Source organism: Streptomyces sp. NPDC031111 (assembly GCF_055570675.1).
On sequence record NZ_JBVIGS010000001.1, the window covers coordinates 647,856 to 670,449 of the forward strand.

The following is a 22,594-nucleotide window of genomic DNA, read 5'->3' on the forward strand; positions in this document are numbered from 1 at the left end:
GACCGAACCAGACACCCACCGGAAGAGGAGCGAAGTCTCATGGGGGACGCAAGGACACCGACACGGCGACGACGCGTCGTGCCCTGGGCGGTGGTCGGCCTGTGGCTGGCCGCGCTCGTGCTCGTCGGGCCGCTCGCCGGCAAGTTCAGCGAGGTCCAGCAGAACCGGGCCGTCGACTATCTGCCGGACAGCGCCGACTCCACCCAGGTGGCCCGCATCCAGGACGAGTTGCCCGGCGGCGAGTCCACCGACCTGGTGCTGGTCTACCACCGGGACGGGGGACTGAGCGCCGCCGACCGGCAGGCCGCCGCCGAACAGGTCGCCGAGGTCGAGGGCGCGTACGACCTGACGGACACCCCTCGGGGCATCCCCTCCGAGGACGGCAGCACCCTCATGTACCCGGTCTCCAGCACCCAGCCGGGCCAGGACGAGGAGGCCCGGAACGCGTTCGTCGACGGGGTGCGCGAGATCACCGACGACAGCGGCGGGCTGAGCGTCGAGGTCGGCGGACCCGGCGCCCTCAACACCGACATGGGCAAGGTCTTCGAGACCATCGACGGCACCCTGCTGTACGCCACCCTCGGCGTCGTCACCGTGCTGCTCGTGGTGATCTACCGCAGTCCGTTCCTCTGGCTGGTCCCGCTCGCCGTCGCGGGCGTCGCCGCCGCCCTCGCGATGGCCGCCGGATACGGCATGCACGAACTCTTCGACGTCACCATCACCGGGCAGAGCGGCGGCATCATGACCGTCCTCGTCCTCGGCGCGGGCACCGACTACGCGCTGTTGCTCGTCTCCCGGTACCGCGAGGAACTGCGCCGCCACGAACGCCCGTACGACGCGATGCGGGCCGCGCTGCGCGGCTGCGGGCCGGCGATCCTCGCCTCCTCCGGCACCGTCGCCGCCGGACTGCTGTGCCTGCTCGCCGCCGACCTCAACAGCAGCAGCGGCATGGGCCCGGTCGGCATGATCGGGGTGCTCGCCGCGCTGGTCGCGATGACCACCCTCCTGCCCGCGGTCCTCGTCCTGCTCGGCCGCCGCGTGTTCTGGCCGATGATCCCCGCCTTCGGCAGCGCGCCCAAGGCGCGGCGGTCCCTGTTCGCCGCCATGGGCACCTCGGCCGCCCGCCGCCCCGCCGCCGTCCTCGCGGGCGGCGGTCTCCTCCTCGGCGCCCTCGCCCTCGGCACCCTCAACCTCACCGGCGACCTCAAGCAGGAGGACTCCTTCACCGACCGGCCCGAGTCCATCACCGCGATGCAGACCCTGGCGCGGGAGTATCCCGAGCGCAGCAGCCAGCCCCTCACCGTGATGGCGCCCACCGACCGGACGGAAGCCGTCCTGGAGCAGGCCCGCTCCACCGAGGGCGTCGCCGACGCCGTCGCCGGACGCAGCGGCGAGGGCTGGACGGAGATCTCCGTGTTCGCCACCGCCGCCCCCGAGACGGCGGGCGAGACCCGCACCATCGAGGCCCTGCGCGACGGACTCGACGGCGACCACGGCGCCTACGTCGGCGGCCCCAGCGCGCAGCGGCTCGACCTCGCCGACAGCGAGTCCCGGGACCGCAAGGTGATCGTGCCGCTGGTGCTCACCGCCGTGTTCGGGATCCTCGTGGTCCTGCTGCGCAGCCTCGTCGCACCCCTGCTGCTGCTCGCCGCGGTCGTCGCCGTCTGGGGCGCGGCCCTCGGCATCGGGGGACTGGTCTTCGAGCCGCTGCTCGGCTTCGCCGGCACCGACCCCGGACTGGGACTGTTGTCCTTCGTCTTCCTGGTCGCCCTCGGCGTCGACTACGGCATCTTCCTCATGCACCGGATGCGGGAGGAGTCCCTGAACGGCGCCGAACCCCAGGCCGCCGCCCTCACCGCGCTGCGCACCACGGGCGGGGTCATCGCCTCCGCCGGTGTCGTCCTCGCCGCGACCTTCGCCGTACTCACCACCCTGCCGCTGGTGGGGCTGGTCGAACTCGGCTTCGTCATCGCGGTCGGCGTCCTCCTCGACACCTTCCTCGTCCGCACCTACCTGGTCACCACGGCGAGCGTGCTGCTGCGCCGCTGGATGTGGTGGCCCGGCAGGCTGTCCCGGGCTCCGGAGCAGGCCCCGCGCGAACGACAGCCGGAACCGGTGTAGCCCGACCGCCTGCCGACCAAGGGCGCCCCTCCCTCCCGGAGGGGCGCCCTCCTCCCGGAGGATGGACCCCGTGCCCACGACGACAGCGAGCCCCACGGCAGCGGCGGAACGCCCCCGCACCGGCGAGCGGATCATGGCGGCGATCAACCGCGACCCCCTGACCGCCCCGCACGCCGTCCGCAACGACGCGATCCTCGCCGCGTGCGCCGCCTTGCTCGCCACCGCCCTCGCCCTGCTCGTCGACCACGGCCGCCGGCCCGACGCGCTCGGCTGGACGCTGCTGCTCGCCGGCCATGTGCCGCTGGCGTGGCGGCGGCGGCGCCCGCTGCTCGTCATGCTGCTGATGGTGGCCGTGGTCGGCCCGTACCACGCCTTCGACAACAACCACAGCGCGCCCGTGGTCGCGACCATGATCGCCCTCTACACCGTCGCCGCGACCGGCCCACCGCGCCGCACCCTGTTCATCGGCACCGCCGTCATCGGCCTGACCCTCACCATGAACGCCGTCACCAACCCCGACGGGTTCGTGGAGTTGGTCCGCATCACCGGCTGGGTCGTCGCCGTGCTCTTCCTCGGCGTCGACGTCCGCTTCTACCGCCAGTACGTCACCGCCATCGTGGAACGCGCCGAGCGGGCCGAACGCACGCGGGAGGAGGAGGCCCGCCGCCGGGTCGCCGAGGAGCGGCTGCGCATCGCCCGTGACCTGCACGACCTCCTCGCCCACAGCATCACCCTCATCGGCGTGCAGACCTCCGTGGCCGCGCACGTCCTGGCCGCCGACCCCGGACGCCTCGACCGGGAGACCCTCGCCAAGGCCCTCGACGACATCGCCGGGACCTGCCGGACGGCCCGCGGTGAACTCCGTACGACCCTGGAGGTGCTGCGCGACAACGGCGGCCCCGTGGACGCGCGCGGGCCGCTGGCCGGCCTCGACGGCGTACCCGACCTGGTGGAGGCGGCGCGCCTCGCCGGCGCCCGCGTGGAGCCGGACGTCCGGGTGGCGGGTCCCGTACCGCCCGCCGTCGGCGCCGCCGCCTATCGTCTCGTGCAGGAGGCGCTGACCAACGCCGTGCGGCACGCCGGCCCCGAACCGGCGGTCCGCGTCGACCTGCGCGAGGAGGGCGGCACCCTGCACCTGTCCGTCACCGACGACGGTACCGGCCCCACTCCCGGCGGCACCCCCGGTTTCGGTCTCGTCGGCATGCGTGAACGGGCCCGCAGCGTGGGTGGCACACTCGACGCCGGGCCACGCGCGGGTGGCGGCTTCCAGGTGGTCGCGACCCTGCCGCTGACGACCGCGACCAGGGAAGGGACCACCGGATGACCATCCGCGTGCTGCTCGCCGACGACCAGACCCTCGTACGGGAGGCGTTCGCGCTGCTCGTCGAGTCGGCGCCCGACATGGAGGTCGTCGGCCAGGCCGCCACCGGCCGGCAGGCGGCGGAGCTGGCCCGCAGCGAACGCGCCGACCTCGTCGTGATGGACATCCGCATGCCCGACCTCGACGGCATCGAGGCGACCCGTCTGATCGCCGCCGACGACGACCTGGCGGGGGTCAGGGTCCTCGTCCTCACCACCTACGACACCGACGAGAACATCGTGGACGCGCTGCGCGCCGGCGCCTCCGGCTTCCTGGTGAAGGACACCAGACCGGCCGAACTCCTCGACGCCATCCGCACGGTGGCGGCCGGCGAGGCGCTGCTCTCCCCGGGCCCCACGGCCCGGCTCATCGAACGTTTCCTGCGCAGCCCGGCCGCGCCGGTCGCCGCCGGCCCCGAGTGCCTGTCGGACCGCGAACGCGAGGTGCTCACACTGGTCGCGCGCGGCCTGAACAACACCGAGATCGCGGAGTCGCTGGGCCTGAGCCCGCTCACCGCGAAGACCCACGTCAGCCGGACCATGGGCAAGCTCGGGGCCCGGGACCGGGCTCAACTGGTGATCGTGGCCTACGAGTCGGGGCTGGTGGCGCCGGGCAGCCCCTGAGCCGGGCGGCTCACAGCGTGTGGTGCAGCCAGCGCTGGATGGTGGTGTTGATGCTGCCGGACAGGGCGCTCAGGCTCTCGATGGCCTCGCGGTCCTCGGGGCGCGGCGGGATACCGGCGGCGGTCAGGGCGGCGTGGAGCTCCAGCCGCCGCCGGTCGCGCGGGTCGAGGGCGGTGTCGAGGCGTTCGGCCGGGTTGGGCGGGGCCAGCAGGTAGTCGCCGTCCGGCTGTCCGCCCGCCGGGGGCCACCGGACGGTGTCCGTGCCGTCCGGGACGGCGTAGGGGTCGACGAAGGCATGGTTCGGGCCGTACTCGAAAGCGGTCGCGGTCATGTCGGTCTCCTCACCAAGAGGTGTCGGTTCTTCAGGACAGGAGCCCGGTTGCGGGAGCCCCGGTTGCGACCGCGCCGAAACGTCACGCCAACGGCGTCATCGACAGCTCATCGTCCGGTCGGACGAACGCCCCGAGGCGCCCCTAGCGGCAGTACGTGTCCTGCGCGGGGCGTTCGCCGGTGGCGAGGAAGTGGGAGACCGTGTGGTCGCCGCACGCGTTGCCGTTGTCGAGGTAGGCGTCGTGCCCGGTGGAGTTCACCGTGACCATGACCGCCCGTCGGCCGAGCACCTCCCGCAGCTTCAGCGCACCGCTGAGCGGGGTCGCGACGTCCCGCTCGTTCTGGACGAGCAGGATGTTGGACGGCCCCCGGTCGGTGATCCGCACCGGCTCCTCGCGCGGCGGGTACGGCCAGTCGGCGCACGGCATCACGTTGCGCGGCATTCCGGCGGTGAGCGGGTACTTGGCCCGGCTCTCCGCGACACCCTTCTCGTACACGGCGGCCGACTTGGGCCAGGCCACGTCGTTGCAGAGCGTCCCCACACCGACGGCGGTCACGTTCTGGAGCACCGACTCCGGCGGGGCGGCCGGCGCGGGCGGTACGGTGCCGGCCTGTGCCGCGCGCATCAGCTTCGCGAGGGTCGGGTAGGTGGCGGGCCGGTAGAAGGTGTCCAGCATGGTCTGGCGCAGCACGTTTCCGTTCAGCTCCTCGGGGTTGGCCCCGGGCCACGGGATCGGCTCGCGGTCGAGCCGGGCGGCGAGCCGCAGGAACAGCGGACGCACCTCGGCGGCCGTCTCCGCCACCCGGTCCGGGTTCCCGGGCGCCGACGCCCACGCGGCGAAGTGCGGGAACGTGTCCTCGACCCCCTGCTCGTGGGCGGCGAGCCAGCCGCGGGCCACCAGGGTCGGGTCGGGGTTGTCGTTGCTGTCCAGCACGATCCGATCCGTCCGGTGCGGGAACAGCTGGCCGTAGACGCTCCCGACGTACGTCCCGTACGACACCGCCCACGCCGAGATCTTCCGCTCGCCGAGCGCGGCCCGGACGCGGTCGAGGTCCCGGGCGTTGTTCGCCGTGCTGAGGTGGCGGATCAGGTCACCGGCGTTGCGTACGCAGGTGGCCGCGATGCGCTCGGAGGTGGCCAGGTTCTCGTCGATCGAGCCGTCCGGGGCGGGCCAGGGGCGGAGCTTGGAGGTGGCCAGGTCGGCGTGGTCCAGGCCGCAGTCGACGGAGGTGGAGGGGGAGACGCCGCGCGGCGCGAAGCCGATCAGGTCGTACTGGTCGCGCACGTCCTGCGGCAGCTTCTGCCCCTTGCGGGACGGGTCGTTGAGGCTGGAGCCGCCGGGCCCGCCGGCGATGAGGAACAGGGCGCCGCGCCGCGCCCGGTCGTCCTCGGCGCGGATCCGCGACAGGGCGAGGGAGATCTGCGGGCCGTACGGGTTCGCGTAGTCCATGGGGACGTCAAGGGTGGCGCACTCCTGACGAGGGTCGACACCCCCCTCGCAGGCCCCCCAGGCGAGCGCCGGCCGGGGCGTGTGATCGGGCCCGGGGGCGCCATGGGCGGTCAGCGGTGGGAGCAGGGCGACGAGGAGCGCGGCGGGCACGGCGGTGAGCGCGGTGTTGCGCGTGATCGATGTCATGCGGATGAGCTTGGTCTCAGCGCGGCCCCAACCACATCCGGGCAACAGCCCTGTTTTTACTGGGGGTTGCCCCCCTGACAGGCGGGGGCCCGCGTCAGATGAAGTAGCTGTCGTGCCGGACCTGGAACTCCCGCAGCTCCTCCCCACCCCGCTGCGCGAACTCGGCGACCCGCTCGAAGTACTCCTCGCGCGGCGCGCCCGGCGAGAACAGCAGCAGCATCGACACCGGGGCGTCGCTGTCGTTCCTGAAGGCGTGCAGCCCGCCGACCGGCACGTACAGGAAGTCACCCTGGCGGCCGGTGATCCAGCGCTCGCCGTTGTAGAGGCTGACCTCGCCCGAGAGGACGTAGAAGGACTCGGAGATCGTCCGGTGGAAGTGCGTCGTCGGGCCGGGCGCCTTCGGCCCCATGTCGACCTTGTAGAGCCCGAACTCGCCGCCCGTGGTCTCATGACTGGCGACGTAGTGGGTGGCGCCGTTCGCCGAGACGATGTCGGGCGGGGTGTCGGCGCCCCTGAACAGGGCGTTGACCTCGCCCTTCTCACCCAGGTAGCGCGGCTCCGGATACGACATGGGGTTCCCCTTCCGACGCGGTGTCCGTACGGAGACTCTCGCGCACGAAGGCACTCGGGGCATCGTGCGGAAGCCCGAAAGGGGCTGGGCGGACGACGTACGTCTCGGGGACCGCAGCTCCTCGGGAGCTGCCCCTAGGGGAGCGGGCAGGGGGAGCTCGGGGACGTCCCCGATGAGTGCGGGCCCGGACGCGCGGACGCTGGAAGCATGCTGATGCCCACGCTCTCCGTCACGCTGATCGCCCTGCTCGTCGCCGCGGCGACCGCCTGGTACCGCAAGTCGTCGACGCGCGCCCTCGTGGGTGCCCTGATCGGTGCCTGGGCGGGCTTCGTCGTGGGCGCGCTCGTGGGCGTGCTCATCGACGCCACGACCGGCAGCGGGCACTTCCTCGCCTATGTCGGCCACGCGTCCGCGGCCGCCGGCGCCGTCATCGGCGTCAGCCGCGCGACGCACCCACGTCGCATATGAACGCCGCCCAGGCGGTCGCTCCGACGACGATCACTGGACCGGCGTCCAGCTTGCTGTCCCGGAGGGGGACGACGCCGGGGACTCCGTCGGCGACTTCGAGGCAGTCCTCGGCGCCGTCGCCGCCGCTGTATGTGCTCTTGCGCCAGCGGGCGGCGCCGGGGAAGTCGTACGCGACTTCGACGCACTCGCCGCCGTTGCCGTCGCTGTAACTGCTCCTGCGCCAGCGTGCGTTGCTCAGCTCGTACTCTCGCATCGTCTGAAGTCCTCCGCTGCCGACTCGATCAGAGCCAAGGACGCTTCCGGCGGAAGCGCGGCGGCCCTGATCAGATCGTATGTCGCGGTCGCCCGCTTCACCACAGCCGGATCGTCCAGCAAGTTCCCCGAATACACGGCCTCTGTATAGGCCGTTGGCGGCGCGTCCTCGAACTCCATGAGCCGCAGCGTTCCGTTCATGACCGCGTACGCGCCGACGTTGTACGGCAACACCTGCACCAACACCGTTCGCTCCCGCGCGAGCGCTGCCACGTGCTTCAATTGGCGTGCCATGCCGCCGGCACCGCCGACCGGAATGCGCAGCACGTGCTCGTGAAGGACGACCCAGTAGATGGGGCGTGCCGCGTCCCTGAGGAGGCGCTGGCGCTCCATTCGGCCGGACACCTTGTCTTCGATGTACTCGTCCGACGCGAATGGATTCATTGCCAGCGTGACTGACCTCGCGTACTCCGGCGTCTGCAACAGGCCCGGTACGAGCGCGGGTGCGAAGTCGCAGATCTTCGTCGCCAAAGCTTCCAGCTCCGCCGCCTTCGCGAAGTAATCCGCGTACCGCCGGTCGTCAATCAGCTTCCTGCACAGCCGCTCGAAAATACCGTCGGTTTGCAGCACCCCATCGATCCGCTGGGCGACATCCAATTGCGGTTTCCGAATGGCCTGTTCGAACTGGCCGATGTAGCCGCCGGAGACGAAGACCCTCGTCCCCAGCTCCACCTGGGTGAACCCCGCGTCCTCCCGCCGTCGTTTCAGTTCCGCACCGAAGAACTCCCACGCCGCCTGACGCGAACCGTTGGCCATTGCTCAACCCCCTTGTACAGCCCCGCGCTTGTAGAGCGCGAACCCCTTCACACTCTAGACACTTACCGTCACTGTTGGGATACGAAGAGTGAAACCCGAAAGGGAAGGGAATCAGCGTGACGGCACAACACTCGGCGCTCTGCGTCGAAGAAGCGGAGGAAGTGGTGAAGGAATTGCGGGCGGCACTCGCGAAGGCCGGAATTTCACTGCCGTCACTGGGGCTGGACCCGGTGAGTCTTGCGCGGGAGGCGCCCTGTCCACTCATCGAATTGGGGCGGTGTTCCGTGGAGACCGCGCGTCGGATCGCCGCGGCGGTGCTGCGATGAAGCCGCCCGTCGGTGAGTACGTCGTGGACACCGGGACCGAGCGGATCGGCATCGTCATGGGGCATGAGGGGCCCTACGTCCAGCTGAGACCGTACGGCGGCGGCCGCGAGTGGGACGCCGACCCCGACGTCGTACGGCGGGCGACCGCTGCCGAGCGGCTGCGCGCGGCGACGGCCTACGCCAATGCCCGCAGTCGCGGCGAGGTGCCGTGAACGTAAGCGACAATGGATGCCATGAGTCTGTTCCGCGACGACGGCATCGTGCTGCGCACCCAGAAGCTGGGTGAGGCGGACCGGATCATCACATTGCTCACGCGCGGTCACGGGCGGGTACGCGCTGTGGCGAGGGGCGTGCGCCGGACGAAGTCGAAGTTCGGTGCGCGCCTCGAACCGTTCTCGCACGTGGACGTGCAGTTCTTCTCCAAGGGCAGCGAGCTGATCGGCCGCGGCCTGCCGCTGTGCACGCAGAGCGAGACGATCGCGCCGTACGGCGGCGGGATCGTGACGGACTACGCGCGCTACACCGCCGGTACGGCCATGCTGGAGACGGCCGAGCGGTTCACCGACCACGAGGGCGAGCCGGCCGTGCAGCAGTACCTGCTGCTGGTCGGGGCCCTGCGGACGCTCGCGCGGGGCGAGCACGCGCCGCATCTCGTGCTCGACGCGTTCCTGCTGCGCTCCCTCGCCGTCAACGGGTACGCGCCCAGCTTCACCGACTGCGCGAAGTGCGGCATGCCCGGACCCAACCGGTTCTTCTCGGTCGCGTCGGGCGGCTCCATCTGCCCGGACTGCCGGGTGCCCGGCAGCGTCGTACCCTCGCCGCAGGCCCTGGAACTCCTCGGAGCGCTGCTTACGGGAGACTGGGAGACCGCGGACGCGTGCGAGGCCCGGTACGTCCGGGAGGGGAGCGGGCTGGTGTCCGCCTACCTGCACTGGCATCTGGAGCGCGGGCTGCGCTCGCTGCGGTACGTCGAGAAGTAGGCACAAGGAGACGAGAGACACATGGTGGTACGCGGGTTCCTGGGGCGTCAGCGCCGGGAGTACAGGACGCCGGAACCGCATCCGTCGGGCGCGCGGCCTCCGAAGATCCCCGGTGAGCTGGTCCCGAACCATGTGGCGATCGTCATGGACGGCAACGGGCGCTGGGCGAAGGAGCGGGGGCTGCCACGTACCGAGGGGCACAAGGTCGGTGCCGAGCGGGTGCTGGACGTGCTCCAGGGCGGGATCGAGATGGGCGTGGGGGCGATCTCGCTGTACGCCTTCTCCACCGAGAACTGGAAGCGGTCGCCGGACGAGGTGCGCTTCCTGATGAACTTCAACCGGGACTTCATCCGCAAGACGCGTGACACGCTCGACGAGCTGGGCGTGCGGGTGCGGTGGGTCGGGCGGATGCCCAAGCTGTGGAAGTCGGTGGCCAAGGAGCTCCAGGTCGCCCAGGAGCAGACGAAGGACAACGACCGGCTGACGCTGTACTTCTGCATGAACTACGGCGGGCGGGCGGAGATCGCGGACGCCGCGCAGGCGCTGGCCGAGGATGTGAAGGCCGGGCGGCTCGATCCGTCGAAGGTCAACGAGAAGACGCTCCAGAAGTACATGTACTACCCGGACATGCCGGATGTGGACCTGTTCCTGCGGCCCAGCGGTGAGCAGCGGACGTCGAACTATCTGCTGTGGCAGAGCGCGTACGCCGAGATGGTCTTCCAGGACGTGCTGTGGCCGGACTTCGACCGGCGTGATCTGTGGCGGGCGTGTCTGGAATTCGCGTCCCGGGACCGGCGGTTCGGTGGGGCGATCCCGAACGAGGAGCTGCTGGCCATGGAGGGCGAACAGCCGGGCGGCTGACGCGGGGCCGCTTGACGTTAGGGTTCCGCCTCATGGATCACCAGGGGCGGGACACGACTGGAGGCCGCACCGCTTCCCGTGCCGCGCGCGGGTGTGCGGCGGCGGCCGTCTTCGCCCTGGCGGTGCCGGCCGTGCTGCTCGGTTTCGGCAGCACGGTGGAGATGGAGTCCTTCCCGGGGCTGCGGGAGAACCTCGCGCCGGTCGCCGTGTACCTGCTGGTGTTCGCCGTGCTGCTCGCCGCCTGCGGACTGGCGCTGGCCGGGCGACGGTCCGGAGCGGGGTGGGCGGCCGTCGCGGTCATCGGTTTCCTGGTCGCGGCACGGCTGTGGACGCTCGCGCCGATGCTGCACTGCTGGTCCCACGACAGTGTGGGCAGGAACGCCGACGGCTCCTACTCCTGCGTGAACCGCGGCGACATGCTGCCCTGACGGGTCTGCCGTCGCCGCGGCCTCAGCCGGCGTTCGCGCAGTCCGCGCAGGTGCCGAAGATCTCTACCGTGTGGGCGACGTTGACGTAGCCGTGTTCCGCTGCGATGGCTTCCGCCCACTTCTCCACCGCCGGGCCTTCGACCTCGACCGCCTTGCCGCAGGTGCGGCAGACCAGGTGGTGGTGATGGTCGCCGGTGGAGCAGCGACGGTAGACGGACTCGCCGTCGGCCGTGCGCAGGACGTCGACCTCGCCGGCGTCGGCGAGGGACTGGAGCGTGCGGTAGACGGTGGTGAGCCCGACCGAGTCGCCCTTGTGCTTGAGCATGTCGTGGAGCTCCTGCGCGCTGCGGAACTCGTCGACCTCCTGAAGGCAAGCCGCCACCGCGGCACGCTGCCGGGTGGAGCGGCCCTTCACGGGCGGTCCTGCGGTCGTCACGGAATGCCTCCTCACATCTGGGCTCTGCCCGGGCCATTGTGCCAGCCCGGGCGGTGACCAGTCAGGCGCCGACCTCGTTGCCGGCCTTGCGGCTGGCCGGAATCGCGCACTCCGCCGGGTCGCCGCCGGGTTGTGCGGCGGCCAGCGCCCGGGCGCGGCGGCGGTTCAGCGGGGTGGCCAGCAGGGTCAGCGCGATGAACGCGCCGATGGTCAGCAGCACGATCGTCGCGCCGGGCGGCACGTCCTGGTAGTACGAGGTGGCCGTGCCGCCCAGGGTGACGCTCACGCCGATCGCGACGGCGATGGCGAAGGTGGCGGCGAAGCTGCGGGAGAGCTGCTGGGCCGCCGCGACGGGCACCACCATCAGCGCGCTCACCAGCAGCAGGCCGACCACGCGCATCGCGACGGAGACCGTGACCGCCGCCGTGACGGCCGTGAGCAGGTTCAGGAACCGCACCGGCAGGCCCGTCACCCGTGCGAACTCCTCGTCCTGGCTGACCGCGAAGAGTTGCCGGCGCAGACCGACGGTGACCACGACGACGAACGCGGCCAGCAGGCAGATCGCGGTCACGTCGGACTCGGAGACCGTGGACAGTGAGCCGAACAGGAACGAGGAGAGGTTCGTGGTGGAGCCGCCGGGGGCGAGGTTGATGAACATCACGCCGCCGGCCATGCCGCCGTAGAAGAGCATCGCGAGGGCGATGTCGCCGCGGGTCTTGGCGTACCAGCGGACCAGTTCCATGAAGACGGCGCCGAGGACGGAGACCAGGGTCGCCATCCACACCGGGGACCAGCTCAGCAGGAAGCCGAGGCCGACGCCGGTCATGGCGACGTGACCGATGCCGTCGCCCATGAGGGCCTGGCGGCGCTGGACCAGGTAGATGCCGACGGCGGGGGCGGTGACGCCGACCAGGACGGCGGCGAGCAGAGCCCGCTGCATGAAGGCGTAGTCGAGGATCTCCATCAGCTGAGCAGTCCTGTGCGGATCGGTTCGGCGCCCGCGGGGGCGTGCGGGTGTACGTGGTCGTGGCCGGGCAGCGCGTGCTGGCCGACCGCCTTCGGGGGCGGGCCGTCGTGCACGACGCAGCCGTCGCGGAGCACCACCGCCCGGTCGATGAGGGGCTCCAGGGGGCCCAGTTCGTGCAGGACGAGGAGGACCGTGGCGCCCTCGGAGACCTGATGCCTCAGGGTCTCGGCGAGGATCTCCTGACTGGCCAGGTCGACGCCCGCCATCGGCTCGTCCATGATCAGCAGTTCGGGTGCGGCGGCGAGCGCGCGGGCGATCAGGACCCGCTGGTGCTGGCCGCCGGAGAGGGCGTCGACGGAGTCCTTCGCCCGGTCCGCCATGCCGACGAGGTCCAGGGCCTGGCGTACGGCCTCGCGGTCGGCCTTGCGGAAGAGGCCGAAGCGGGTGCGGGCGAGACGGCCCGAGGAGACGACCTCGGTCACCGTCGCCGGGACGCCGCCCGCGGCGGTGGTGCGCTGCGGGACGTACCCCACGCGCGCCCAGTCGCGGAACCGGTTCCGCGGGGTGCCGAACAGGTCGATCTCACCGGCGGTGACGGGCACTTGGCCGATGACGCTGCGCACGGCGGTCGACTTGCCGGAGCCGTTGGCGCCGAGCAGGGCGACGACCTCACCGTGGCCCACGGTGAGGTCGATGCCGCGCAGGACGGGGCGCGAGCCCAGCTCGGCGCGGACGCCGCGCAGGGAAATGACGGGCTCGGTCATGCCGCCCTCCGGTGGTTCGTCGGTCACTTGGCTCCCAGGGCCGTCTGGAGCGCCTTGAGGTTGGCTTCCATGACCTGGATGTAGTCGTCGCCGCGGGACTTGTCGGTGATGCCCTCGATCGGGTCGAGGACGTCCGTCTTGAGTCCGGTGTCGCCGGCGAGGGTCTTGGCGGTCTTGTCGCTGACGAGCGTCTCGTAGAAGACGGTGGTGACGCCGTCCGCCTTGGCCATCTCCTGGAGTTCCTTCACGCGCGCCCCGCTGGGCTCGGACTCGGGGTCGAGGCCGCTGATGGCCTCCTCGGTCAGGCCGTAGCGCTCGGCGAGGTAGCCGAAGGCGGCGTGCGTGGTGATGAAGACGTCGGACTTCCGGTCCGCGAGGCCGGTCTCGAACTTCTTGTCGAGGTCGTTCAGCTTGCCGACCAGGGTCTCGGTGTTCTTCTTGTAGTCGGCCGCGTGGTCGGGGTCGGCCTTCTCGAAGGCCTTGCCGACTCCCTCGGCGACCTCGGCGTACTTGACCGGGTCGAGCCAGATGTGGGGGTCCTTGCCGCCCTCGTGCTCATGGCCGTGCTCGTCCTCGTGGGCCGGCTCTTCCTCGTGGCCGTGCTCGTCCGCGTGCCCCTCCTCGTGGCCGCCGGCCTCGGTTCCGTGCTCCTCCAGGGAGGTCAGGGTCGCCGCGTCGATCTTCGTCTTGACCTCGGACTGGCCGATGGCCTCGTCGACGGTGGGCTGGAGGCCCTTGAGGTAGAGGGCCGCGTCGGACTCCTGGAGCTGCGCGGTCTGCTTCGCGCTGATCTCCAGGTCGTGCGGCTCCTGGCCGGGCTCGGTGAGACTGGTGACGTTGACGTGCTCGCCGCCGATCTGCTCGGCGATGTACGCCATCGGGTAGAACGACGCGACGACATCGAACTTGTCGGTGTTGCCCGCGGCGGCGCTGTCGGAGGAGCAGGCGGAGAGGGTGCCGATCCCGAGGGCGGCGACCGCGGTGAGGGCGGCCGCGGATATGTGATGTCGTCGTACGTTCATGACACCCATTTTCAACAAATATGGAAACCGTTGTCAACAAAGCACGTGAGGACGCTGGAGGGGGCACCGAATTGGTCGCGGGGCAGGCCCCGCCGGTAGCCTGAGGGCTTCGCTGGAAGCAATCTCGCTTCGTCGCCCGTCGTCGTAATGAAGAGAGCACCGTGGCCGCCGACAAGATCGACACCATCGTCAGCCTGAGCAAGCGCCGTGGCTTCGTATTCCCTTGCAGTGAGATCTACGGCGGCCAGCGTGCCGCCTGGGACTACGGGCCGCTGGGTGTCGAGCTCAAGGAGAACCTCAAGCGCCAGTGGTGGCGCTACATGGTGACGTCGCGCGAGGACGTGGTCGGCCTCGACTCGTCCGTCATCCTGGCCCCCGAGGTGTGGGTGGCCTCCGGCCACGTCGCCACGTTCACGGACCCGCTGACCGAGTGCACCTCCTGCCACAAGCGGTTCCGCGCGGACCACCTGGAGGAGGCGTACGAGGAGAAGAAGGGCCACGCCCCGGAGAACGGCCTCGCCGACCTCAACTGCCCCAACTGCGGCAACAAGGGCACCTTCACCGAGCCCAAGCAGTTCTCGGGCCTGCTCTCCACCCACCTCGGCCCGACCCAGGACAGCGGCTCCATCGCCTACCTGCGTCCCGAGACCGCCCAGGGCATCTTCACCAACTTCGCCCTGGTGCACACCGCTTCGCGCAAGAAGCCGCCGTTCGGCATCGCCCAGATGGGCAAGTCCTTCCGCAACGAGATCACGCCCGGCAACTTCATCTTCCGCACCCGCGAGTTCGAGCAGATGGAGATGGAGTTCTTCGTCAAGCCGGGCGAGGACGAGAAGTGGCAGGAGTACTGGATGGAGCAGCGCTGGAACTGGTACACCGGCCTCGGCCTGCGCGAGGAGAACATGCGGTGGTACGAGCACCCGAAGGAGAAGCTCTCCCACTACTCCAAGCGCACCGCCGACATCGAGTACCGCTTCAGCTTCGGCGGCAGCGAGTGGGGTGAGCTCGAGGGCGTCGCCAACCGCACCGACTACGACCTCACCGCCCACTCCAAGGCCTCCGGCCAGGAGCTCGCCTACTTCGACCAGGAGGCCGGCGAGCACTGGACGCCGTACGTCATCGAGCCGGCGGCCGGTGTCGGCCGGGCGATGCTCGCCTTCCTGCTCGACGCCTACGTCGAGGACGAGGCGCCCAACGCCAAGGGCAAGATGGAGAAGCGGACCGTGCTGCGGCTCGACCACCGTCTCGCGCCGGTGAAGGTCGCGGTGCTCCCGCTGTCCCGCAACCCCGAGCTGTCGCCGAAGGCGAAGGGTCTGGCGCAGGCGCTGCGGCAGAACTGGAACGTCGAGTTCGACGACGCCGGTGCGATCGGCCGCCGTTACCGCCGGCAGGACGAGATCGGTACGCCGTTCTGCGTCACCGTCGACTTCGACACGCTGGACGACAACGCGGTGACCGTGCGTGAGCGCGACTCCATGAAGCAGGAGCGGGTGTCTCTCGACCAGATCGAGGGGTACCTGGCGGCTCGGCTCGTCGGCTGCTGACGTACGTCTCGTCTGGCGTACCAGGGGGCTCCGCCCCCCGGACCCCTGACCTCTGCCCACCCCCCAACCGACTCGGTCGGTTGGGGGGTGGGCCTTTTTGTGCTTCTTGTGCTTCCTGCGCCTCGGCTGTCGGGGCGGGTGACAAATAACAGCTGACAGATATTGAAATCTGTCAGCTGTCATGTCATCGTGGAGGCATGACGATGCACACGCGATCCCTTGGAACCACCGGACCCCAGGTCTCCGCCCTCGGCCTCGGCTGCATGGGCATGTCCGCGCTGTACGGCGAGGCGGACCGGAGCGAGTCCGTCGCCACCATCCACGCCGCCCTGGACGCGGGGGTGACCCTGCTCGACACCGGCGACTTCTACGCCATGGGCCACAACGAGATGCTGATCGGTGAGGCGCTCCGCACCGCCCCGGCCGGCCTGCGTGAACGGGCGCTGGTCAGTGTGAAGTTCGGCGCGCTGCGCGACCCGGACGGCAACTGGGGCGGCGTCGACGGCCGCCCGGCCGCGGTCAAGAACTTCGTCGCCTACTCCCTCCAGCGCCTCGGCGTCGACCACATCGACGTCTACCGCATCGCCCGAGCCGATCCGAACGTGCCGATCGAGGAGACCGTCGGCGCGATCAGCGAGCTGGTCGAGAAGGGCTACGTACGGCACATCGGCCTGAGCGAGGTCGGCGCCGACACCGTCCGCCGGGCCGCCGCCACCGCCCCCATCGCGGATCTCCAGATCGAGTACTCGCTGATCTCGCGGGCCATGGAGGAGCAGATCCTGCCGACCACCCGCGAGCTGGGCATAGCGATCACCGCGTACGGCGTCCTCTCCCGCGGCCTGATATCCGGCCACTTCACCGCGGACCGGCACCTCGGAGCCAACGACTTCCGGGCCCACTCGCCCCGCTTCCAGGGCGACAACCTCCGGCACAACCTGACCCTCGTCGAGGCGCTGCGCAAGGTCGCCGAGCAGAAGGGCGTCTCGGTCGCCCAGATCGCGATCGCCTGGGTGCTCTCACGGGGCGAGGACATCGTCCCGCTGGTCGGCGCCCGCACCCGGGAGCGGCTCACGGAGTCTCTGGGCGCGCTCGACGTCACGCTGGACGCGGCCGACCTCGCGGCGATCGAGCAGGCCGTGCCGGAGGGCTCGGCGGCGGGCGACCGCTACCCGGCGCCGCAGATGGCACACCTCGGCACGAAGGAGTGATACCAGGGCCGGGTACGGTCTAGTCATGGCAGCGACCGAGACCCTGACCGCCGAGCGCATCCTCGAGGCGACCGAGGAGGTGCTGCGCCGCCACGGCCCGGCGAAGGCCACCGTGGTGGACGTGGCCCGGGCACTGGGCGTCAGCCATGGCAGTGTCTACCGGCACTTCCGTACGAAGGCGGCGCTGCGGGAAGCGGTCACCAAGCGCTGGCTGGACCGTACGTCGGAGGCACTGTGCGGGATCGCCGCCGACGAGGACCGGGACCCGGAGTCGCGGCTGCGGGACTGGTTCGCCACCCTGTTCGCCGCCAAGCGCCGCAAGGCCGGTGACGACCCCGAACTGTTCGCGACCTACCGCGTTCTGGCCGCCGAACAGGGCGCGGCGGTCGCCGAGCACGTCGACGAGCTGACGGGGCAGCTGACCCGTATCGTCGACGCCGGCGTGGTCACCGGCGCCTTTCACCGAACGGACCCGGCGGCCACCGCCCGGGCGCTGTTCCAGACGACGGGCCGCTTCCACGACCCGGCCTACGCCCCGGAATGGGAAACCCCGGACGCGGAGACCGACTTCGAGGCGGCGCTGAACCTGCTGGTGCGGGGGCTGCGGGCCTGAGCAGTCACGCCGTCGAGGGGTCCACCGTCGCCTGATGGGCCTCGGCCAGATGCTCCTCCGCCTTCAGCCACGGCAGGAACTGGGCCCCTCTGCGCCAGCCGCAGGTGTCACATCTGATCGTCCGCTGCACACCGGTGCGTTGGACGCGCACGATGTGCTCCCGCCCATGCAGGTCCCAGCGACTGACCTTGCTGGTATCGATCTGCGGCATGGTGCCTCCGGCGGTCGGCCTGTAGGTGTCGCCGTTCTTGTGCCCCCATTCGGGAACGACAAGGAGTGTGCAGCAAGACCAACATCAACAGGTTGCCTCCCGCGGGGAATTCCGCCGCGGCACGGTCTTCGTCGCTGCTGCGGGGAGAGCGGGGGAGGGGCGGAATGGCCGACGCGCCGGGCGTGTTGGCCCGGCACCCGCGGGCGCCGGGCCGAGCCCTCCGCAGCCGCGGGCAGTCGTGCCTCCCCCAGTGCCTTAAGGGCCTGGGAGGTGCCCCCAGGGCGATGGGGGTACCTCCCGCTCGAGCGAAGCCGAGAGTGGGGGAGGGTGGGCGCGGCGGCACCCCGGAAGCGCCGGGCTGCGCGACCTACCCCCGGGGCGCACCCACACGCGGAGCAACCAGATCCGGCGCATCCAACAGCGCCGCCGCCCGCTCGGCGGTCCCCCGCGCCCACCGCCCCGACGTCAACGCACCGACCACCAGCACCGCCAGCCCGCACACCGCGAGAATCCACCAACCCGGCCGCGAGGCCGACACGAACGCGTCCGCGTACGACGCCGAGCCCACCCCCGCCGCCAGCACCGCGCCGATCACCGCGACCCCCAGCGCCTGCCCCAGCTGACGGCTGGTCGACGCGACCGCCGACGCCACCCCGGCCTGCGCGGTCGGCATGCCGGAGACGGCGGTGTTGGTGATCGGGGCGTTGACGAAGCCGAAGCCGACACCGAAGAGGACGTAGCCGATGAAGAGCGTCACGTTGGAGGTCTCGGCCTCGAAGAGGGCGAACAACAGCCCGCTGAGCGTCATCGCGCCGCCCGCGATCAGCAGCGGCAGACGCGGGCCCCGGCTCCCCACCAGCCGGCCGGAGAGCGGGGCGCACACGAACGTGGGCGCGGCCATCGGCAGCATCCACAGGCCCGCCTCCATGGGGCTCAGACCCCGCACGTTCTGGAGGTACAGCGTGGACAGGAACAGGAAGCCGCCGAGCGCCGCGAACGCGCTCACGGCGATCACCGTGGCCCCGCTGAACGGAGCCGAGCGGAAGAACCGCAAATCGATGAGGGGTTCTCGGCGGCGGGGCTCGTAACGGAGCAGGGCGGCCAGGGCGATCAGGGCGACGGCGGCGAAGGGGGCGATCACCGACAGGGACGCGTGCGGCGCCTCGATGATCGCGTACGTCAGGGAGCCGAACAGGACGATGACCAGCAGCTGCCCGACCGGGTCGGCGCGGCGGGCCCTGGGAGCCCGGGACTCCGGGACGAAACGCCAGGTGAGCAGCAGGGCCGCCAGCCCCACCGGCAGATTGATCCAGAAGATGGAGCGCCAGCCGACCGACTCCACCAGCAGGCCCCCGACCAGGGGACCGGCGGCCATGGAGATACCGACGACGGCACCCCACACCCCGATGGCGCGGGCCCGTTCGCGGGGGTCGGTGAAGGTGTTGGTGATGATCGACATGGCGACCGGGTTGAGCATGGAACCGCCCACCGCCTGCACCATCCGGAACACGACCAGCGACGTCAGGTCGGGCGCCAGGGAGCACAGCGCCGAGCCGATGGTGAAGACCACCAGCCCGGCCATGAAGACTCGTCTGCGGCCGATCCGGTCGGCGGTGGCGCCGGCGAGCATCAGCAAGGAGGCCAGGACGAGCGTGTACGCGTCGATGGTCCACTGGAGGCCCGCGGTGCTCGCCCCCAGGTCCCGCTGGAGGGCGGGCAGGGCGACGTTCAGGACCGTGTTGTCCAGGCTCACGATCAGCAGGCTCATGCAGCAGATCGCGAGCACCAGCATGCGTCGGCCGTGGCTGAGCTCGGGCATGGGCGCCATCGTACGCGCATGTCGATAGTGCGGCTAACTAATGACCGTTACACGGTCACCGTACGGCGGCGTACCGGGTACCTCCGGCCATGCGGGAGAATGGGGTAATGCCCACGCCCACGCCCGCCCCGGACACGGCCCTGAACACGACCACGGACGCGACCACGGACACGACCCTGCGCATCGGCCCGCACGCCGTGCGGCCGCCCGTCGTGCTCGCCCCCATGGCCGGGATCACCAACGCCCCCTTCCGCACCCTGTGCAGGGAGTTCAGCGGCGGCAAGGGGCTGTTCGTCAGCGAGATGATCACCACCCGGGCGCTGGTGGAGCGCAACGACAAGACCATGCAGCTGATCAGGTTCGACGAGAGCGAGAAGCCGCGCTCCATCCAGCTGTACGGCGTCGACCCGGTGACGGTGGGCAAGGCCGTCCGCATGATCGCGGAGGAGGACCTCGCCGACCACATCGACCTCAACTTCGGCTGCCCGGTCCCGAAGGTGACCCGCAAGGGCGGCGGCTCGGCCCTCCCGTACAAGCGGAACCTGCTGCGGTCCATCCTGCGCGAGGCGGTCAGCGGGGCCGGCGACCTGCCCGTGACGATGAAGATGCGCAAGGGCATCGACGACGACCACCTGACCTACCTGGACGCCGGCCGGATCGCCGTCGAGGAGGGCGTGACGTCCATCGCGCTGCACGGCCGCACGGCCGCCCAGCACTACGGCGGCACCGCCGACTGGGACGCCATCGCCCGGCTGAAGGAGCACGTCCCGGAGGTCCCGGTGCTCGGCAACGGCGACATCTGGTCGGCGGACGACGCGCTGCGGATGGTGCGCGAGACGGGCTGTGACGGCGTGGTCGTGGGCCGTGGCTGCCTGGGGCGGCCGTGGCTGTTCGCGGACCTGGTGGCCGCCTTCGAGGGACGTACGGACGACATCGCCCGGCCCGCCCTGCGCGAGGTCGCCGACGTCATGGTCCGGCACGCCACGCTGCTCGGCGAGTGGATCGGGGACGAGTCGCGCGGAGTGATCGACTTCCGCAAGCACGTGGCCTGGTACCTGAAGGGCTTCGCGGTCGGCTCCGAGATGCGCAAGCGGCTCGCGATCACCTCCTCGCTGGAGGAACTGCGGGCCGGGCTCGACGAGCTGGACCTCGACCAGCCCTGGCCGGCCGGCGCCGACGGCCCCCGCGGCCGTACGTCCGGCAACAACCGCGTGGTGCTGCCGGACGGCTGGCTGAAGGACCCGTACGACTGCGCGGGCGTCGGCGAGGACGCGGAGCTGGACACCTCCGGCGGCTGATCGGCCGATCGGACTCATCAGCCCTTGCTCGGGTGCGGCGTGGAGCCGTAGGCCGTCAGGAAGCGGTCGCGGAACGAGCTCATCCGCCACACGGGCGCGTCGTCGGCGGGCCTGAGGCCGTCGGTCCAGTTCCAGGCGTCGATCCTCTCCAGCACCTTCGGGTCCTTGGCGACGATCGACACCGGCACGTCCCGGCTCGCGCGGTCGCCGCTGACCCGGGCGATGGGCTGGTGGTCGCCGAGGAGGACGAGCACCGTGTCGTCGGTGCCGTAGCGCTCCAGCCACTGGGTGAGGCTGGAGACGGAGTACTCGATGGACCTGCCGTACTCGCGCCGGGACTCGGTGCTGTCGGCGACGACGTCGGCCGGTCTCCTCCCCGCCTTCTCGATGGCGTCGAAGACCGAGCCGTCGCCCAGCTCGTCCCAGTCGACGAGCTCCGGAATCGGCGCCCAGGGCTGGTGACTGGAGGTGAGGATGATCTCCGACATCAGCGGCCTGTCGCGCTTCCTGCCGTGCTCCAGACGCTGAAAGGCCTCCAGGGCGTACTGGTCCGGCATCGTCGACCAGCTGAACTTCGGACCGCGGTATCCGAGCTCGAAGGCGTCGTAGACCTTGTCGAGGCCGTACCACTCCGCCTCCGGCCAGCTCTTCCGCACCCCCGGCATGATGCCGACGGTGTCCCAGGCGCCGGTCTTCCGGAACGCCTTGGTGAGGGTGAGGTGGTCGCCGGCCGTGACGGTGCGGTAGCGCTGCTGGTTGTCGACCCACAGGCCGGACAGGGCGGTGGAGTGGCCGAGCCAGCTGCTGCCGCCGTAGGTCGCGGAGGTGAGCCAGCCGCTGCGGGCGCGGTAGCCGGCCTTCGCGAGCGCGGCGGTGCGGCTGTCGAGGACGCGGCGGACGCCGGGGGCGATCAGCGGGTCCTCGACGGCGGTGCGGCCGTAGCTCTCGATGAAGGCGATGACGACGTCCTTGCCGCGCAGGTCCGTGAGGAGCCGGTCGGGGGGAGTGGCGCCGAAGGTGTCCGCCCGTGCCTCCTTCGCGAACGCCGCCTCGTCGCGCAGGGTGTCCACCACCCGCCGGGTCTGGCCCTTCAGGGCGCCGGCGGCGCGGTCGGAGGCGACCGGCGTTCCGGAGATCTGCACCCCGAGCGCGGTGCAGGTGACCCACACGGTGCCCGCGATCAGCGCGCCCCTGGTGGAGCGGGAGCGGTGCCGGGCCAGCAGGTTGCCGAGCCGGACGGTGGCCAGCGCCATGACGACCACGAGCAGCAGGGCCAGGGCGACCGCGCCGACGGCGGCGGCGGTGGCGGCCGTGCCGCCCATCGAGTCCGCGACATAGGCCCGCGCGTCGTCGAGCAGCCCCCAGTCGAGCACGACGTTGAAGCCGCGGCCCAGATACTCGGTGAACCCCATGTCCAGCAGGTTGAGCACGGTCAGGACGCCGATGCCGGCCCCGTACAGCGCGGCCACGACGATGCGCGGCCGGCGCGGCAGGGCGAGCAGCAGGACGGCCCCGATGATCGCCTCGGCCGGTATCCGGGTGAACCGGTCGGGCCGGAGCCCCGGGGCGGTGTTCGGCATCAGGAGGGCGCCGACGACGAGGGCGGCGGCGAGGACGTGGACCGTCAGGCGGAGGGTGCGGGCGGCGGCCGGGTGCGCGTCCCGTGCGGCGCGCAGGCGGGTGCGGACGCGTGCGCCGCGCAGGCGGGTGAAGACAGGCAACCCGGAGGTCCCTTCCGTACGGAGCCCGGTGAGGAGGCGGATCCGGCGTGGGGGTCCGGATCCGCCGTCGTTCCGTACGGGCGGGCTGACCGGTGCGTTCATCCGACCGGTGGTCGAGGACGGTCGGTGCGGGTCCGCATGGTGAAATCCGGTGCGCTGTGGCAGCGTGATTCTCGCCACCCTTGATAAGGGTTGCGCTCAGATGAGCGGATCTTGAG

Annotated in this window: 25 protein-coding genes; 13 read left to right on the top strand and 12 right to left on the bottom strand. The window is 71.1% G+C overall.

The window, feature by feature from the left end; genetic code table 11:
* Nucleotides 1-39 precede the first annotated feature (39 nt).
* The 3 genes from ACZ470_RS02840 (at nt 40) to ACZ470_RS02850 (ending at nt 4,104) form a co-directional block, all read left to right on the top strand.
* Nucleotides 40-2,121, top strand: coding sequence for an MMPL family transporter (locus ACZ470_RS02840; protein ID WP_468423777.1), 2,082 nt, complete (start codon nt 40-42; stop codon nt 2,119-2,121).
* Between the two features lie 61 nt (nt 2,122-2,182).
* A complete protein-coding gene (locus ACZ470_RS02845) occupies nt 2,183-3,445 on the top strand; it encodes a sensor histidine kinase (protein WP_468423779.1) in 1,263 nt (420 codons plus the stop codon).
* Nucleotides 3,442-4,104, top strand: coding sequence for a response regulator (locus tag ACZ470_RS02850; protein WP_468423781.1), 663 nt, complete (start codon nt 3,442-3,444; stop codon nt 4,102-4,104). Before ACZ470_RS02845 ends, ACZ470_RS02850 begins: the two co-directional genes overlap by 4 nt.
* Nucleotides 4,105-4,114: 10 nt before the next feature.
* On the opposite strand, the gene ACZ470_RS02855 is transcribed toward ACZ470_RS02850, so the two are convergent.
* From ACZ470_RS02855 to ACZ470_RS02865, 3 genes are all read right to left on the bottom strand, one after another.
* Complete coding sequence (locus ACZ470_RS02855; protein WP_468423783.1) at nt 4,115-4,435, bottom strand: hypothetical protein; 321 nt, start codon at nt 4,433-4,435, stop codon at nt 4,115-4,117.
* Nucleotides 4,436-4,577: 142 nt separating this feature from the next.
* Complete coding sequence (locus ACZ470_RS02860; protein ID WP_468423784.1) at nt 4,578-6,071, bottom strand: alpha/beta hydrolase; 1,494 nt, start codon at nt 6,069-6,071, stop codon at nt 4,578-4,580.
* A gap of 94 nt (nt 6,072-6,165) precedes the next feature.
* Complete coding sequence (locus tag ACZ470_RS02865) at nt 6,166-6,642, bottom strand: cupin domain-containing protein (protein WP_468423786.1); 477 nt, start codon at nt 6,640-6,642, stop codon at nt 6,166-6,168.
* 207 nt (nt 6,643-6,849) lie between these two features.
* Here ACZ470_RS02865 and ACZ470_RS02870 point away from each other — a divergent pair, with 207 nt between their 5' ends.
* Entirely contained in the window at nt 6,850-7,110 is a 261-nt protein-coding gene (locus ACZ470_RS02870; protein WP_468423787.1) for a hypothetical protein, read from the top strand.
* On the opposite strand, the gene ACZ470_RS02875 is transcribed toward ACZ470_RS02870, so the two are convergent.
* Together ACZ470_RS02875 and ACZ470_RS02880 are read right to left on the bottom strand one after the other, a co-directional pair.
* The gene (locus ACZ470_RS02875) at nt 7,079-7,363 is read right to left on the bottom strand and encodes a DUF397 domain-containing protein (RefSeq protein ID WP_468423789.1); all 285 of its coding nucleotides are present in this window, start codon (nt 7,361-7,363) and stop codon (nt 7,079-7,081) included. The genes ACZ470_RS02870 and ACZ470_RS02875 overlap by 32 nt on opposite strands.
* Nucleotides 7,345-8,178, bottom strand: coding sequence for a helix-turn-helix domain-containing protein (locus ACZ470_RS02880; protein ID WP_468423791.1), 834 nt, complete (start codon nt 8,176-8,178; stop codon nt 7,345-7,347). Before ACZ470_RS02880 ends, ACZ470_RS02875 begins: the two co-directional genes overlap by 19 nt.
* Nucleotides 8,179-8,294: 116 nt before the next feature.
* Here ACZ470_RS02880 and ACZ470_RS02885 point away from each other — a divergent pair, with 116 nt between their 5' ends.
* The 5 genes from ACZ470_RS02885 to ACZ470_RS02905 are packed head-to-tail and all read left to right on the top strand — an operon-like array spanning nt 8,295 to nt 10,773.
* Nucleotides 8,295-8,504 (top strand): hypothetical protein, encoded by a 210-nt coding sequence (locus ACZ470_RS02885; protein ID WP_468423792.1) that lies wholly within the window; start codon nt 8,295-8,297, stop codon nt 8,502-8,504.
* On the top strand, nt 8,501-8,716 hold the full coding sequence (locus tag ACZ470_RS02890; RefSeq protein WP_468423794.1) for a hypothetical protein: 216 nt from the start codon (nt 8,501-8,503) through the stop codon (nt 8,714-8,716). Before ACZ470_RS02885 ends, ACZ470_RS02890 begins: the two co-directional genes overlap by 4 nt.
* Before the next feature lie 21 nt (nt 8,717-8,737).
* Nucleotides 8,738-9,484, top strand: coding sequence for a DNA repair protein RecO (gene recO / locus ACZ470_RS02895; RefSeq protein ID WP_125506598.1), 747 nt, complete (start codon nt 8,738-8,740; stop codon nt 9,482-9,484).
* A 21-nt stretch (nt 9,485-9,505) separates the two neighbouring features.
* Nucleotides 9,506-10,345 (top strand): isoprenyl transferase, encoded by an 840-nt coding sequence (locus ACZ470_RS02900; RefSeq protein WP_468423796.1) that lies wholly within the window; start codon nt 9,506-9,508, stop codon nt 10,343-10,345.
* Between the two features lie 32 nt (nt 10,346-10,377).
* Nucleotides 10,378-10,773, top strand: a complete 396-nt coding sequence (locus ACZ470_RS02905) for a hypothetical protein (protein WP_468423798.1) — start codon at nt 10,378-10,380, stop codon at nt 10,771-10,773.
* A gap of 22 nt (nt 10,774-10,795) precedes the next feature.
* Here the strand turns inward: ACZ470_RS02905 and ACZ470_RS02910 are convergent, their stop codons facing one another.
* From ACZ470_RS02910 to ACZ470_RS02925, 4 genes are all read right to left on the bottom strand, one after another.
* On the bottom strand, nt 10,796-11,209 hold the full coding sequence (locus ACZ470_RS02910; protein ID WP_468423800.1) for a Fur family transcriptional regulator: 414 nt from the start codon (nt 11,207-11,209) through the stop codon (nt 10,796-10,798).
* 61 nt (nt 11,210-11,270) lie between these two features.
* Entirely contained in the window at nt 11,271-12,173 is a 903-nt protein-coding gene (locus tag ACZ470_RS02915; protein ID WP_468423802.1) for a metal ABC transporter permease, read from the bottom strand.
* A complete protein-coding gene (locus ACZ470_RS02920; RefSeq protein WP_468424050.1) occupies nt 12,173-12,940 on the bottom strand; it encodes a metal ABC transporter ATP-binding protein in 768 nt (255 codons plus the stop codon). Before ACZ470_RS02920 ends, ACZ470_RS02915 begins: the two co-directional genes overlap by 1 nt.
* A gap of 23 nt (nt 12,941-12,963) precedes the next feature.
* Nucleotides 12,964-13,962, bottom strand: coding sequence for a metal ABC transporter substrate-binding protein (locus ACZ470_RS02925; protein ID WP_468423803.1), 999 nt, complete (start codon nt 13,960-13,962; stop codon nt 12,964-12,966).
* A gap of 161 nt (nt 13,963-14,123) precedes the next feature.
* On the opposite strand from ACZ470_RS02925, the gene ACZ470_RS02930 reads away from it, so the two are divergent.
* From ACZ470_RS02930 to ACZ470_RS02940, 3 genes are all read left to right on the top strand, one after another.
* Nucleotides 14,124-15,506: a glycine--tRNA ligase gene (locus ACZ470_RS02930; protein ID WP_468423804.1), complete on the top strand. Its 1,383-nt coding sequence runs from the start codon at nt 14,124-14,126 to the stop codon at nt 15,504-15,506.
* Between the two features lie 197 nt (nt 15,507-15,703).
* Nucleotides 15,704-16,714 (top strand): aldo/keto reductase, encoded by a 1,011-nt coding sequence (locus tag ACZ470_RS02935; RefSeq protein ID WP_468423806.1) that lies wholly within the window; start codon nt 15,704-15,706, stop codon nt 16,712-16,714.
* 25 nt (nt 16,715-16,739) lie between these two features.
* Nucleotides 16,740-17,327 carry a TetR/AcrR family transcriptional regulator gene (locus ACZ470_RS02940; RefSeq protein WP_468423808.1) on the top strand — a complete coding sequence of 196 codons (588 nt, stop codon included), beginning with the start codon at nt 16,740-16,742 and terminating at the stop codon, nt 17,325-17,327.
* Nucleotides 17,328-17,331: 4 nt separating this feature from the next.
* Here the strand turns inward: ACZ470_RS02940 and ACZ470_RS02945 are convergent, their stop codons facing one another.
* Entirely contained in the window at nt 17,332-17,538 is a 207-nt protein-coding gene (locus ACZ470_RS02945) for a hypothetical protein (RefSeq protein ID WP_468423809.1), read from the bottom strand.
* A gap of 367 nt (nt 17,539-17,905) precedes the next feature.
* A complete protein-coding gene (locus ACZ470_RS02950; RefSeq protein WP_468423810.1) occupies nt 17,906-19,357 on the bottom strand; it encodes an MFS transporter in 1,452 nt (483 codons plus the stop codon).
* 107 nt (nt 19,358-19,464) lie between these two features.
* Here ACZ470_RS02950 and dusB point away from each other — a divergent pair, with 107 nt between their 5' ends.
* Nucleotides 19,465-20,655 (top strand): tRNA dihydrouridine synthase DusB, encoded by a 1,191-nt coding sequence (dusB, locus tag ACZ470_RS02955; protein ID WP_468423812.1) that lies wholly within the window; start codon nt 19,465-19,467, stop codon nt 20,653-20,655.
* A 17-nt stretch (nt 20,656-20,672) separates the two neighbouring features.
* On the opposite strand, the gene ACZ470_RS02960 is transcribed toward dusB, so the two are convergent.
* On the bottom strand, nt 20,673-22,478 hold the full coding sequence (locus ACZ470_RS02960; RefSeq protein ID WP_468423814.1) for an alkaline phosphatase family protein: 1,806 nt from the start codon (nt 22,476-22,478) through the stop codon (nt 20,673-20,675).
* Nucleotides 22,479-22,594: the final 116 nt, after the last annotated feature.